The organism is Rhodococcus sp. TAF43 (assembly GCF_052113525.1).
Taxonomy (GTDB): Bacteria; Actinomycetota; Actinomycetes; order Mycobacteriales; family Mycobacteriaceae; genus Prescottella.
Genome location: NZ_JBFRDL010000015.1, coordinates 54,964 through 68,279 on the forward strand (window position 1 = coordinate 54,964; position 13,316 = coordinate 68,279).

Sequence of the window (13,316 nt, forward strand, 5' to 3'; positions counted from 1 at the left end):
GATGCACCACGTAAGGTGCCGCTCATGACGGCACGGCGGACGACGCTCACACGCGCCGCGCCGAGCCTCTACAGCCTGGCGCTGACCGGGCTGATCCTCGGACCGCTGCTCGGCCCCGGCTACCTGCTGCTCCGCGACGCGGTGAGCACACCGCGGTCGTACCTCACCGATTCGGCGCTGGGCCTGACCGACGCCGCGGCGCGCGCCGTCCCGCAGGACTGGCTGATCGCGGTGCTCAGTTCCGTCGTCGACGGCGGTGTCGTGGTCAAGGCGATCCTGTGCGCGGCGCTGTGGCTCGCCGGCTGGGGTGCGGCCCGGATGGTGGCGGTGCTGCTTCCGGGGTCAGGCCTGGGCCCGCAGCTGGTGGCGTCGACGGTGACGCTGTGGAACCCGTACGTGGCCGAGCGTCTGCTGCAAGGACATTGGAGCCTGCTCACCGGATACGCCGCGTTACCGTGGGTCGTGTGCGCCGCCGTCGCGATCCGGCGCGGACGCCCGGGCGGCTGGTGGTCACTGACGCTGTGCCTCGCCGCGGCGGGCCTGACGCCGACCGGCGCGCTGCTCGCGGTGGTCGTGGCGCTCGCCGCCCTCGCGGCGCCCGGCGGCAGCGGACGCGCGCCACTGCGGCTGCTGCGGACGGGGGGCCTGTTCGTCGCGGTGTCGGCGCCGTGGCTGATCGCGACGGCCGGTTCCGGCAGCGGCGGGACGTCCGACCCGGCTGGGGTGGCGGCGTTCGCGTCCCGCGCCGAGCCGGGCCTCGGCACCCTCGGCAGTGTCGCGGGGCTGGGCGGAATCTGGAACTCCACCGCCGTCCCGGGCTCGCGCACGTCCCTGTGGGCGCTGGTCGGGACGCTACTGCTGCTCGCGGTCGTGGGCTGCGGGCTGCCCGCGCTGTGGCGGCGTCGGCGCCATCCGGTGATCGTCGCGCTCTCGGTCCTCGCCGCCGCCGCGGTGCTGCTGCCCGCGCTCGGCGCGAYGGGCTGGGGGCTGGCCGTCGGCGAGTGGGCGGTGGTGCACGTGCCGGGGACGGGGCTGCTGCGCGACACCCAGAAGTGGGTGGCGCTCGCCGCGCCGCTGTACGCACTGGCCGCGGCGGCCGGGGTGCGGACGCTGAACACCCGGGCGCCGCTGCCCGGTGCGGTCCCGGTCGCCGCGATCGCCGCGGTCGTGCTCGCGCTGCCCGACCTGGTGTGGGGTGTCGGAGGCGCGCTGCAGCCGGTGCAGTATCCGGCGTCGTGGCAGCGGGTGGTCGAGACCCTCGAGGCGTCACCGGCGCCGGGCGATGTCGCGGTGCTGCCGGCCGGGATGTTCCGGAAGTTCCCCTACAGCGGCGACGCCCCGGTGCTCGATCCCGCGCCGCGGATGCTGCCGGCGGACGTGCTGCAGACCGGACAGCTGGTGGTGGGGCAGGCGTCGGCGGTCGGCGGTGAGGGCGCGCGGGCCTCGCGCGTCGAACAGTTGCTGCTGACGGGGGCGTCGCCGAAGGAACTCGTCGAGGAGCAGGTGGGTTGGGTGCTGGTCGAACGCACCACCCCGGGCCCCCTCGGCGACTCGCAGCACACCCTCGACGATCTCGAAAAGACTTGGGAGGACGACGAACTCGCGTTGTACCGGGTTCCCGGCGAGATCACGGTCGGTGCGACCGGGTCCGCGCGGGCGGTGTCCACGGGCGCGCACCTGCTGTGGGCGGCGCTGCTAGTGGGCGGCGGTCTCGGCTTCCTGGAGTCGCGGCGGCGCAACCGTGCCGGTTTCGGAGCCGGCGATGAGCCCCGACACGTGCCGCCCGGCGGCTGACGCGGCGAGTACCGCGTACACCCCGGACGCGGTCTGTGCCCACGAGAACTCGGACGCCCGCAGCCGGGCCTTGTCGCCCAGCTCGGAGCGCAGTTCGGCGTCGAGCAGCAGCGATTCGACGGCGGTCGCCAGCGCGGGCACCGCGGCCGCCCGATCCGACGCAGCGTCGTCGGAGTCGCCGCCCACGAGCAGACCGGTGACGCCGTCGATGATCGAGTCGGTAAGCCCCTTGGAGCTGCGGTAGCCGACCGTGGGGACACCGTGCTGGGCGGCCTCGATCACTGCGAGTCCCCAGCCCTCCTTGCGGGACGGCATCACGTGCACCCACGAGCGCGCGAGCAGTGCGTGCTTGCGGTCCTCGGGCACGTGTCCGTGGAACGTGACGGCGTCGGCGATACCCAGCTCGTGGGCCCGTTCGCGCAGGTTCTGCTCCCACCAGCCGCCGCCGACGACGTCGAGGTGCAGCGCGGGAATGGTCCGGCGCAGCGTCGCGACGGCGGCGAGCGCGTCCTCGATCTGCTTGTGCGGCACGAGCCGCGACAGCACGCACACACTCGGATGCGCGGTGCGGGTGTGCCCGCTCCCCGGCTCGACGCCGGCCGGGATCGCGTCGGCGCCGTTGCGGACCACCGCGATCCGCTCGCGCTCGACGCCGAGGTCGGTGAGCTCGTCGGCCGACGGCAACGACACCGTCAGGTACTGGCTCTCCCGGTGCACGCGCGGCGACAGCCGCGACTCGATCCACCAGCCGACGCGCCCCATGAGTCGACCGGCGACCGGCCACTGCTCGCGGTGGCAGTGGTGCACCAGCACGGTCACCGGCGCGCCGGACACGGCCTTCGAGAAGAAGGGGATGCCGTTCTGGGTGTCGAGCACCGCGTCGGGGCGCAGTCCGGCGAGCGGTCCGAGACCGAGACGGCCGGCGACGATCGCGCCGAGCGCCCGGGGGTACACCGTCAGCCGTCCGCCGCCACGACTGATCCGGACACCGTCGACGATCTCCTCGCGCGGGGCACCCGGGTAGCCCGCGGTCCGCAACGTGACCTTGATGCCGCGTCGAGCGAGGCCCGCGCCGACCTCCTCGAGGTACCGCTCGCTGCCACCGCCCTGGGGATGCCCGGTGTCGCGCCAGCACAGCAGGAGAACCTCTCGCACGTGCGTGCCCCCTCACTGGCTCGGACCGTTGCCTGCGACACACCTTATCGGCTGGACGCGGCCCGCCCTACCGTCAAGCAGTGGAATCCGGCGAACGGGAGCGCGGTATGTCCGATCGATAAGGTTCCTCCCGTGACTCCCGCCCGCGCACGCCGTCTCGTCCCCACCCGCGCACCTCGAGTGACCCGGCATTTCGCCCGCCGCGCAACCCTGAAGCGGTCGGTCGGGCTGCTCAGCGACTTCCGGTACGAGCAGACCGACCCGGACCTGTTCTACGGCGCCCTCGCCCGCGACTCCGTCGAACTGATCGGCGACCTCTATCGCGGCCTCACCGACGCGGACCTGACCGGCACGACGGTGCTCGACGTGGGCGGCGGCCCCGGCTACTTCGCGGACGCGTTCGGGCAGGCCGGTGCCCGCTACATTCCGGTGGAGCCCGATCCGTCGGAGATGCACGCGGCGGGCCTGACGGTCGGCGACTCGATCCGCGGCTCGGGGCTGGCGCTGCCGATCCGCACCGGATCGGTGGACGTGTGCTTCTCGTCGAACGTCGCCGAACACGTGTCGCAGCCGTGGGTGATGGCCGAGGAGATGCTGCGGGTGACGCGCCCCGGCGGGCTGATGGTGCTGTCGTACACGCTGTGGTGGGGCCCGTTCGGCGGGCACGAGACCGGCCCGTGGCACTACCTCGGCGGCGAATACGCGGCCCGGCGCTACAAGCGCAAACAGGGCAAGGAACCCAAGAACCGTTACGGCATCTCGCTGTTCGACATCGGTGCCGCGGACGGGTTGAGGTGGGCGAAGGACCAGACCGGCGGCGACGTCCTGGCCGCGTTCCCCCGCTACCACCCGCGCTGGGCGTGGTGGATGGTGAAGATCCCGGCGCTGCGCGAACTGCTGGTGAGCAACCTGGTTCTCGTGGTCCGCAAGCGCTGACCCTCCGGTCGCCGTACGAGGTGCGGGCGCTCCGACGGGGAGAACCGGAATCGGCAGGACGAGCCGCACAGGGAACTACGCTCGGGATCATGACCGCACTCGCGCTCGATGTCGGCGGCACCAAGATGGCGGCGGCGCGGGTGCTGCCCGACGGCTCGCCCGATCATCGGGTGACCGTCCCGACGCCGCAGTCCGGGGTGTGGGACGCGTGCGGCGCGCTGCTCGAGCGAGCGGCCGGCGGCGAACCGATCACGTCGGTCGGCATTGCGTCAGCGGGGCCGGTCGACACCACCGCGGGCACGGTCGCGCCGGTCAACATCGCCGAGTGGCGGGACGGCTTTCCGATCGTCGACGCCGTCCGGACCCTGTTCCGGTCCGCAACCGTGCGTCTCGCGCTGGACGGGGCCGCCGCCGCTCTGGCCGAGCACCGACTGGGCGCGGGCCGAGGCACTCCCGATCTGCTGGGCGTCGTCGTCTCGACCGGGGTGGGCGGCGGCGTGATCCGCGGCGGCCGGATCGTGGGCGGACGCACCGGCAACGCGGGCCACGTCGGACACATGGTGGTGCCGGGCGGCGCCGAACAGTGCGGATGCGGGGCATTCGGCTGCCTCGAGACCGTCGCGAGCGCTCCGGCCGCGCTGCGGTGGGCACGGACCAACGGGTGGGACGGCGCCACGGCTGCCGATCTGGCCGTCGACGCAGCGCTGGGAGAACCCACCGCGGCCGACGCCCTCGAACGGGCCGGCACCGCGCTGGGACAGGTGTTGGCGTCGGCGGCAGCGTTGCTCGACATCGGCCTCGTCGTCGTCGGCGGCGGTTTCGCGCAGGCGGGCCCCGCGTTGTGGGATCCCATGATCGCGGCGGCGGCGCGGCACGCACGGTTGTCCTTCCTGCGCGACCTTCGGCTGGCGCCCGCCGATCTCGGTGTACTCGGCACCCTCACCGGCGCCGGGCTGCTTGCAACGGACGGCGTCTGACCTGCGATCGGACCTCGCCTATTCCAGTTGGCTGTAACGTGTTCTAGTGTGACCCAGGGCACTCCACAAGAGCGAGGAATGGACTGATGACCGACTACGACAAACTCTTCATCGGCGGACGATGGGTCGCGCCGGCCACCGACCAGCGGTTGGAGGTGTTTTCCCCCGCTACCGAAGCGCGCGTGGGCAGTGTCCCCGTCGCCGCTCCGGCAGACATCGACGCCGCCGTCGGCGCAGCACGCGCGGCCCTCGAAGCGGGCCCGTGGGCCGAGACCACACCGGCCCAGCGTGGCGAGATCCTCGCCAAGGTCGCCAAGCTCATCGAGGAGCGCAGCGCGGAGCTGATCTCCACCATCTCCGACGAGATGGGCGCGCCGGCATCGGGCGTCGAGGTGATGCAGAAGACCATGTCGCTCGCGACCCTCAACTACTACGCCGGGCTCGCCACCGAGTTCCCCTGGGAAGAGGTCCGCACCGGGCCGTTCGGCCAGAGCAAGATCTACCGCGAGCCGGTCGGCGTCGTCGGCGCGGTCATCGCGTGGAACGTGCCGCTGTTCCTCGCGATCAACAAGCTGGCTCCGGCCCTGCTCGCGGGTTGCACCGTGGTGCTCAAGCCGGCGCCGGAGACTCCGCTCAACGCCAACATGGTCGCCGACATCTTCACCGAGGCCGGCCTGCCCGAAGGCGTGCTGTCGATCGTGCCGGGCGGCGCGGAGACCGGCGAGTACCTGGTCTCGCACCCCGACGTCGACAAGGTCACCTTCACCGGCAGCACCGCCGTCGGCCGCAAGATCGGCGCGATCGCCGCCGAGCAGCTCAAGCGTTGTTCGCTCGAGCTGGGTGGCAAGTCGGCCGCGATCCTGCTCGAGGACATGGACGTCGCGGCGACCGTCCCGATGCTGGTGATGTCCGGCCTCATGAACTCCGGCCAGGCGTGCGTCGGCCAGACGCGCATCCTCGCGCCGCGCTCGCGCTACGACGAGATCATCGAGGCCATGGTCCAGACCGCCGGGTTCATGCCGGTCGGTCGTCCGGCCGACGAGGGCGCGACGCTGGGCCCGCTCATCACCGAGAAGCAGCGCGACAAGGTCCTCGGCTACATCGAGAAGGGCAAGGCCGAGGGTGCGCGCGTCGTGCTCGGCGGCGGCGCCCCGGCCCACCTGGACACGGGTTGGTTCGTGGAGCCGACGATCTTCGCCGACGTCGACAACTCGATGACGATCGCCCGCGAGGAGATCTTCGGACCGGTTCTGTCGGTGATCCCCTACGACACGGTCGACGAGGCCGTCAAGATCGCCAACGACTCGGAGTACGGCCTGGCCGGTTCGGTGTACACCACCGACATCGAGAAGGGCATCGAGATCGCCAAGCAGATCCGCACCGGCACGTACGCCATCAACTGGTACGCGTTCGATCCCGGATGCCCGTTCGGCGGCTTCAAGAACTCCGGCATCGGCCGCGAGAACGGACCGGAGGGCCTCGAGGCCTACTGCGAGCTCAAGTCCGTCCTGATGCCCCCCGGCTACACCGGATAGGCATAGAGGCACGATCGACATCCGTCAGGCGCGGTCCGAGAACATCTCGGGCCGCGCCTGACGCGTGTGGGCGCTACGCCAGGTTGATCCACACGCCCTTCGTCTCGGTGAACTCGTCGATTGCGTTGGAGCTCATCTCACGGCCCCAACCGCTGGCACCGAATCCTCCCCACGGGGCGGCCGGATCGAGGAACGGCAGCATGTTGACGAACACGCTTCCCGCGTGGATCGACGCGGCCAGGTTGTGGGCGGTCGTCAGGTCCTTCGTCCAGATGCAGGCCGCGAGCCCGTAGTCGGTGTCGTTCGCGCGTGCGGCGAGCTCGTCCTGATCGTCGTACGGCAGGATCGACAGGACAGGTCCGAAGATTTCTTCGCGCGCGATCGTCATCTCGTCCGTGACGCCGGTGAACACGGTGGGGCTGTAGAAGTTTCCGGCGGAGAGATCACCCTGCAGTCGCGTCCCACCGGTGACGAGCTGTGCCCCCTCGGCGATACCCGACCGGACCAGCCGATCGACATGAGCAGTGTGCTCGGGAGACGTCAGTGGCCCGATGACGGTCTCGGGCGACATGCCGGGGCCGACGGGCAGCGCCGCGGCGGCTGCCCCGATCTTCTCCGCGAACTCGTCGACCCGCTTGGAGTCGACGAAGAAGCGGGTGTAGGCGGCGCAGACCTGTCCGCTGTTGAGCAGCGCCCCTTGCAGATTGCCGGCGACCGCCGCGTCGATGTCTGCATCCCGGGCGATCACGCTCGGCGCCTTGCCGCCCAGCTCGAGGGTCACGCGCTTGAAGTTCGACGACGCCGCCACGACGATCTTGCGACCGACCTCCGTCGACCCTGTGAAGGAGACCTTGTCGACCCCGGAATGCGCACTGAGGGCTGCACCGGCCTCGGGACCACCCGTCAGGCAGTTCACGACGCCGGGTGGGACACCGGCCTCGACGCAGATGCGGGCCAGCGCCACGGTGGTCATCGGAGTCTGCTCGGCCGGCTTGAGAATTACGGTGTTCCCGCATGCGAGGGCCGGCGCGAGCTTCCACGCGGCGATCATGAGCGGGAAGTTCCACGGGGTGATCAGCGCACACACGCCAATCGGTTCACGGCGGGTGTAGTGCATGGTGCCCGGAATCGACACCGCGGACGTGTGGCCCTCGATCTTGGTGCACCAGCCCGCGTAGTACCGGAACACGTCGGCCGCCATGGTCAGGCTGACGGTCTTCGCGACACCGAGTGGCTGCCCCTGATCGCGAGTCTCGAGCTCCGCGAGCGCGTCGGCGTCGCGCTCGATCAGATCCGCGATCCGCCACAGCAGCCGCCCTCGTTCGGCCGGAGTCATGTTCCGCCAGGCCGGATCGGCGAACGCCTCGCGGGCCGCGCTCACCGCCGAATCCACATCGCTCGTCCCTGCGTCGGCGACGACGCCCAGTACCTCGCCGGTTGCCGGATCGCGCGTTTCGAACTCGCGGCCGGAATCGGCGTCGACCCATCGGCCGCCGATCAGCAGCCGTTCACGTGTAGTCATGAATCTCCTTGATAGCAATGGGAATCGATCAACGGCTCGCTCCGGGAGCTCGGTCGCGCGCGGGCGGGGTGCCTCCGCCCCGGCATGAGCACCCCGCTGCGTCGAGCAATGTCAGCAGAAGAACAGGTCGTCGCTGAGGCCGACGTTCAGCCCCCGGTAGCCGCCCGTATAGAACAGCAGTGGTGCACCGTCGCGGTACTCGAGGTGTTCCACTTCCCCGATGAAGAGGGTGTGGTCACCCGCACGGTGCCGATCGACGATGCGGCAGCCGATCTCGGCGAGCCCACCAGGAACGAAGACATGTGCTCCGTACTCGGCGAACTCGATTTCGAGGCCCGACTGATTGCGGCCACCGAAATGTCGTGACGTCGCTTCCTGATTCGCGGCGAGCAGTGTCACCCCGTAACGGTCCCCCGCCTCGAGATGCCTTGCCATCGAGCAATCTCCGAGCGAGACCAGGACGAGCGCGGGCGTCAGGGACACCGACATGAAGCCGTTGGCCGTCATGCCGTGGACGCCGCCCTCCGTCCTGGCGGTGATGACGGTGACTCCGGTAGCGAAGCGCCCCATGGCGTCTCGGAATGCACGCGGGTCCGGGGTGGTGCCCGGTCCGAGGTTCGCGGAGGATCTCACGATGTGCTCCGAGTCACCGGGTCGCCTCGACCGCGAAATGGAGCAGGTGCGCCCCACCGGTGGCATAATTGCCCGTGTCCTCGGCTACGCGACGGCCCACCGGCGAACCGAGCGCCCGCTCCATCGCTTCGCGTGAGTCGAACTCTCCCTCCCACACCGCGAAATACGGGCTGGGATCCCCGACTCCGGCGACGTCCAGGCTGTAACGCATGCCGCGCAGGCCCGGTAGTTCCGCGGCAAGGGGAAGATGGTTGTCGACGTAGTACGCGCGGAAGTGGTGCGGATCCTGCGGCTGCGGATACAGAACCATTAGTCGATGCATGCTTCGTGGCCTCTCTACGCTGTTCTCGTGGAAGCGATTCCGTGCCGTGCCAGGAATCGGTCCGTGCGGTCGGCGGTGGCGAGGATCTGCCACTGGCGATCGGGGTGGTCGAAGTTGTGCGTGAATTCGTCTGCGATGGCCTTGTCGGCGCTCATCGCCGCGAACAACCGCTGGATATGGTCGGCCGGCGGCGCCAGCATCATGTTCGTCCACTGCGCGGCACCGAGGACGACGTCCGCCCGGCGCGATGCGACGCGCCGGCAGAAGATCTCGTCGAATCCGAGATCCTCGATGATCTCCTCGCCGGCGATCCAGGAGGAGTGGGACGCCGAGTTGGCGCCTTGCCCCAGCAGCGGGTCGACGACGCTGTGGACATCGCCGATCGCGAGCGCGAACTTGCCGCCGGGGAGTCGCGCGTAGTCGGCGCGGACCGTCGGCACCAGCGCGCCCTGGAGCAGGTCGATCGATCGGTTCACTCCGAACTGTGCCGGGTCGACGCGCTCGAACGTCGTGGGGTGATGCTTTGCGAGCGCTTCGAGGACGGTCTTGTCGAACGTCGTCGGATCGTCCTCGTACGACATCTTCGACAGGACTTCGAGGTCGCCACCGGGGACGTTCTCGAACAGCAGCGCGGTGAGGAAGCCCTCCTCGGTGAACATCGGGATCTCGAGCAGGTCGCCATGGCCGGGCGAGGAGCTGATCGTCACACCACGCGGCTCCGACTGCGCGATGCCTCGATACAGTCCAACGCTGAGTAGTCGCTGCGGTGTGTCGTACGGGCTGTATTCCAGCCTCCGCGGGAACATCGACGCGAATGCTCCACGACCCGCCGCGACGACGATCAGATCGTGCCGGTCGGCGATGGGTTCGACGTCCTCGGCCTGCAGCATGCGGACCTCGATCTTGCCGCCACGGTTCTCGAATTCCTCGGTGAGTCGGGGAATGTAGAGCCGGTAGTCGATCGCACTCGACCAGTTGGTGAAGTCGCCGCTGAACGACAGGGGCTGATCACCGCCGATGTAGTGGTGGTGGCACGAGTACCCGTACATCTCGACGGGCCAGTAGTGAACGCCGAGCATACGTTCACGCTCGAGCGTCGGTCCGTGGTGCGCCACACTGTTGAGCAGGCGTCCGGACGCAATCTGCTTGGCGGTCTTGTCGGTGTAGATCGTTACCGGGATGTCGTGCTGGCGCAGCTGGAGTCCCAATTGGAGGCCTCCGATACCCGCGCCGATGATTCCGATGTTCGGCATACGTGAGTGCTCCTCTGCGAGCTGGTGTCCTGCAGGAGAATTCGAACTCCTACTGTTCATACGATCGCAGTGAGAGCGGGGCGTCGTCATGGCTTGCAGGGAACAGTCCTTGACGATTCGCGCACACCGTCAGAGCGGCATTCGGACCACCGACGGGTCGGCTATCGCCCGGAGGACCGGTACAGTTCGCTGGGGCTGACACCGAAGTGCCCCTTGAAGACTCGGCTGAAGTGCGCACCGTCAGGAAGTCCCCAGCGGGCGCCGACCGCACTGACCGAGGAAACGTCCCTGTCCGAGATCAGGTCGCGTCGACACTCTTCGAGTCGACGTTGTCGAATCCACTTCGCGACCGACTGACCGTCGGCGGAGAAGATCTTCTGGAGGTAGCGGGTGGACACGTGAACTGCCGCCGCGACGGCATCGGTACAGAGATCCGGATCCGAGAGGTTCTGGTCGATGAAGCACTTGGCCTCCATCAGCAGCGCGTCGGCTCCGCGGCATTCGCGTTCACCGAACTGGTCGTTCAGCAACGCCGACAGAAGATCCACCACCGCGTCGGCCATCGGAAGCGCAGAGGGGGCGCTGTCGTCGCGGAACGTCTGGCGGATCAGCCGGGACAGCAGCGGACCGACGAGTGTGCCGAGGTCGTCGTCACGTCGGACTCCGCGGGCCAGGATCGCATCCATCGCCGCACGCGACACCCTCAGGCGCTCGCGCGGGAACATGAAGACCGCCATATCGGTCGAGGTGGTGAAGGCCATCGAGTACGGCTTGTCAGTGTCGTACAGGGCGAAGTCGCCGGGACGCAGGACCACCTGCCGATCACCCTGGGAGAGGACGGCGTCCCCCTCGAGCTGCAGGCCGAGCTTGTAGTACCCCCGCTCGCTCGCGGCGATCATCGCCTTGCTGCGGTGCACGGTGTGCGGTCCGGCGGTGACGCGCGAGACCACGGTCGCGCCGAGCGTGCTCATCCGCACGTTGCCGCCGAAGTCGGGCGACGTCGTGTCGGCGCTGAGAGGAACATAGAGTTGGGAAACCAGCTCCCGCCAACAATCGACCCGCAGTTCGGGTGCCACCCCGTCGGTTCCGAGGGTGCATCCTGCATTGGAAGCGGATAAGCCGGACAATGCGGTTCGTCCCTTCAGGTGGCGGGCGGTGCGGGCTCGGGCTCGGGCCCGGCGGCGATGAAGCGTTCCGCGCGGCGGTCCGTTGCCAGGATCCTCCACTGACGCTCCGGATGGTCGAAGTTGTCGGTGAAGACGTTGGCCAACATCGGGTTTCGAGCTGCAGCCCGCATCACATCCGAGACACGCGGGTGCTGCTGCAACATAAGATTGGTCCACTGCGAAGCGCCGATCAGCACCTCTGCACGCGCACGGGCCACCTGGTCACAGAACAGCTCGTCGAAGATGCCGCCGCTGTCGATGATGCAGTCGGCGACGACGCCGGCGCTGTAGGCGGCAATGTTCGCCCCCAGACCCATGATCGGATCGACGACGACGTGCGCATCACCCAACGCCAAGGCGAAGACGCCGTCTTCGATTTCGAAGTAGTCCTCGCGAAATGCCGGAATGACCCCGCCCTGCAGGAGGTCCCGGGGATCGGTCAATCCGAAGTCTGATTCGTCGACACGCTCGAACGTCATCGGGTGCTGGTCGCGGAGCAGATCCAGTACCGCGCGGGCGAATCGACCACCGCCATCCTCTGTCGGACGGATATCCGAGAGCGCGGCGGCCTCGGTGTCCGGGAGGTTCTCGAACAACAGCGCGGTGACGCGACCGTGTCGGGTGATTATGGGGATCTCGAGCAACTCACCGACGTCGGGCGCGAGGCTGATCCCGACTCCGTCCTCGATACGTCGATCGATGCCGGTGTACAGGCCCGCGCAGATGCGGCGCTGCGGCGCGTGTATTGGAGACAGGGATGCTCGACGATCGAACAGCCCGCTCAGTGGCCCCCTCCCCGACGCGATAACCACCAGTTCGTGCTGCGAGGCGAGACGGGAGAGATCTCGTGCGCCGACGGCGGCGGTGCGGATCTGCCCTCCTCGATCAAGGAAAGTCTCCGCCAGGGCCGGAAGGTACAGGCGGTGGTCGACGGCCGACGAGGGCCGCCTGAAGACCCCCGTGAACTCGACCGGGGCGCTTCCTCCGATGCGATGGAAGTGCCGGCGGTAGCCATAGCGATCGGCAGGCCAGCGATCCGTTCCCAGGAACTCGTCCCTGGCGATGGTCGGATTGTGATGGACAACCGTGTTGAGCAGGGGCCCGTCGGGCAGATCGCCGTGGCCCCGAGCGGTGTAGACGACGGCATCGATCTGCGCCTTCTGCAGCGCCAACGCCAGATGAAGCGCGGCGATACCGCCACCCACGATGCCGATGCCCATCAATCACCTCATGCTCTAATATCGAGTCACTAACCCGAATATCGAGTGCGATCGTACGCTCCCTGTGACGCGACGCACAACATCGCCCGGAGGGGGCCGAGTGGGAAAGACCGACAAGTCGGGTGTCACGTCTCAGACGCTCGAGCGCGGCCTCGCGGTCCTGGAGTGGGTCGCAGACAATGCGCCGTGTACCGCGGGTGATGTGGCGTCCTCGCTGGGGCTGCATCGCTCGATCGCGTACCGGCTGCTGACGACGCTCGAGGCCAGGGGCTATCTGCAGCGCGACGACAGCGGCCGGTACGAGCTCGGGTTGACCCCGCTCGTCATCGGTGCCGCGTCGAATCGGGGCCTGACCGCGTTGGCGGAGAAGGCGCTGAGACAGATCACCCGCGCCGTCCCGGCGAGTGCCTATCTCGCGGTCAGGCGCGACACCGACGCCCTCGTGCTGATGTCGGCAGCATCAGACCGCCCGGCCACGGTGAGCCTGCGCGACGGTATGCGTCATCCGTTGGATCAGGGTGCGGCCGGACTGGCCATCCTCGCGGCCCTCCCGCCGACACCGGACGAACGGCCCGAAGTGGGCCTCGCCCGGGAGACCGGCTACGCCAGGACCGTCGGAGAAGTGCTGCCCGGGCTGGGCATGCTCGCGGTCCCGGTCGAATTCGAGCAGGGCGGTGTGGGAAGCCTGTGCGTCGTCTTCGTCCCGGGAACGGTGGACCGGGGATCCGCGCTGACCGCTCTGATCGCGGCCGCCGATCAACTCGGGCAACTAGGAATCAAGGGCGACCGATAAGCGCAGGCCG

At 69.0% G+C, this 13,316-nt stretch carries 12 protein-coding genes and 1 pseudogene; 5 read left to right on the forward strand and 8 right to left on the reverse strand.

Annotated features, from left to right (window positions below):
* The first annotated feature begins 24 nt into the window (after positions 1 to 24).
* Positions 25 to 1,794, forward strand: a complete 1,770-nt coding sequence (locus tag AB4Z09_RS12645) for a hypothetical protein (protein WP_442239836.1) — start codon at positions 25 to 27, stop codon at positions 1,792 to 1,794.
* On the opposite strand, the gene AB4Z09_RS12650 is transcribed toward AB4Z09_RS12645, so the two are convergent.
* Positions 1,696 to 2,949, reverse strand: coding sequence for a glycosyltransferase family 4 protein (locus AB4Z09_RS12650; RefSeq protein ID WP_442239837.1), 1,254 nt, complete (start codon positions 2,947 to 2,949; stop codon positions 1,696 to 1,698). The genes AB4Z09_RS12645 and AB4Z09_RS12650 overlap by 99 nt on opposite strands.
* A gap of 180 nt (positions 2,950 to 3,129) precedes the next feature.
* Between AB4Z09_RS12650 and AB4Z09_RS12655 the strand changes: the two genes are divergently transcribed.
* From AB4Z09_RS12655 to AB4Z09_RS12665, 3 genes are all read left to right on the forward strand, one after another.
* A complete protein-coding gene (locus tag AB4Z09_RS12655) occupies positions 3,130 to 3,885 on the forward strand; it encodes a class I SAM-dependent methyltransferase (protein WP_114723327.1) in 756 nt (251 codons plus the stop codon).
* An 89-nt stretch (positions 3,886 to 3,974) separates the two neighbouring features.
* Positions 3,975 to 4,862 carry an ROK family protein gene (locus AB4Z09_RS12660; protein ID WP_114723326.1) on the forward strand — a complete coding sequence of 296 codons (888 nt, stop codon included), beginning with the start codon at positions 3,975 to 3,977 and terminating at the stop codon, positions 4,860 to 4,862.
* 86 nt (positions 4,863 to 4,948) lie between these two features.
* The gene (locus AB4Z09_RS12665; RefSeq protein WP_114723325.1) at positions 4,949 to 6,397 is read left to right on the forward strand and encodes an aldehyde dehydrogenase; all 1,449 of its coding nucleotides are present in this window, start codon (positions 4,949 to 4,951) and stop codon (positions 6,395 to 6,397) included.
* A gap of 73 nt (positions 6,398 to 6,470) precedes the next feature.
* Here the strand turns inward: AB4Z09_RS12665 and AB4Z09_RS12670 are convergent, their stop codons facing one another.
* The 7 genes and pseudogenes from AB4Z09_RS12670 to AB4Z09_RS12700 form a co-directional block, all read right to left on the reverse strand.
* Complete coding sequence (locus AB4Z09_RS12670) at positions 6,471 to 7,919, reverse strand: aldehyde dehydrogenase family protein (protein ID WP_442239838.1); 1,449 nt, start codon at positions 7,917 to 7,919, stop codon at positions 6,471 to 6,473.
* 111 nt (positions 7,920 to 8,030) lie between these two features.
* Positions 8,031 to 8,552, reverse strand: coding sequence for a flavin reductase family protein (locus AB4Z09_RS12675; protein ID WP_442239839.1), 522 nt, complete (start codon positions 8,550 to 8,552; stop codon positions 8,031 to 8,033).
* A 13-nt stretch (positions 8,553 to 8,565) separates the two neighbouring features.
* Complete coding sequence (locus AB4Z09_RS12680; RefSeq protein ID WP_309473104.1) at positions 8,566 to 8,862, reverse strand: EthD family reductase; 297 nt, start codon at positions 8,860 to 8,862, stop codon at positions 8,566 to 8,568.
* A gap of 26 nt (positions 8,863 to 8,888) precedes the next feature.
* Positions 8,889 to 10,127 (reverse strand): styrene monooxygenase/indole monooxygenase family protein, encoded by a 1,239-nt coding sequence (locus tag AB4Z09_RS12685; RefSeq protein ID WP_114723321.1) that lies wholly within the window; start codon positions 10,125 to 10,127, stop codon positions 8,889 to 8,891.
* A 161-nt stretch (positions 10,128 to 10,288) separates the two neighbouring features.
* Positions 10,289 to 11,203: a helix-turn-helix domain-containing protein gene (locus AB4Z09_RS12690; RefSeq protein WP_442239840.1), complete on the reverse strand. Its 915-nt coding sequence runs from the start codon at positions 11,201 to 11,203 to the stop codon at positions 10,289 to 10,291.
* A 65-nt stretch (positions 11,204 to 11,268) separates the two neighbouring features.
* Positions 11,269 to 11,736 carry a hypothetical protein gene (locus AB4Z09_RS12695; RefSeq protein WP_442239850.1) on the reverse strand — a complete coding sequence of 156 codons (468 nt, stop codon included), beginning with the start codon at positions 11,734 to 11,736 and terminating at the stop codon, positions 11,269 to 11,271.
* A gap of 81 nt (positions 11,737 to 11,817) precedes the next feature.
* Positions 11,818 to 12,513, reverse strand: a pseudogene (locus tag AB4Z09_RS12700) (styrene monooxygenase/indole monooxygenase family protein); the annotation flags it as partial.
* A gap of 100 nt (positions 12,514 to 12,613) precedes the next feature.
* Here AB4Z09_RS12700 and AB4Z09_RS12705 point away from each other — a divergent pair.
* Entirely contained in the window at positions 12,614 to 13,306 is a 693-nt protein-coding gene (locus AB4Z09_RS12705) for an IclR family transcriptional regulator (RefSeq protein ID WP_442239841.1), read from the forward strand.
* Positions 13,307 to 13,316 lie beyond the last annotated feature (10 nt).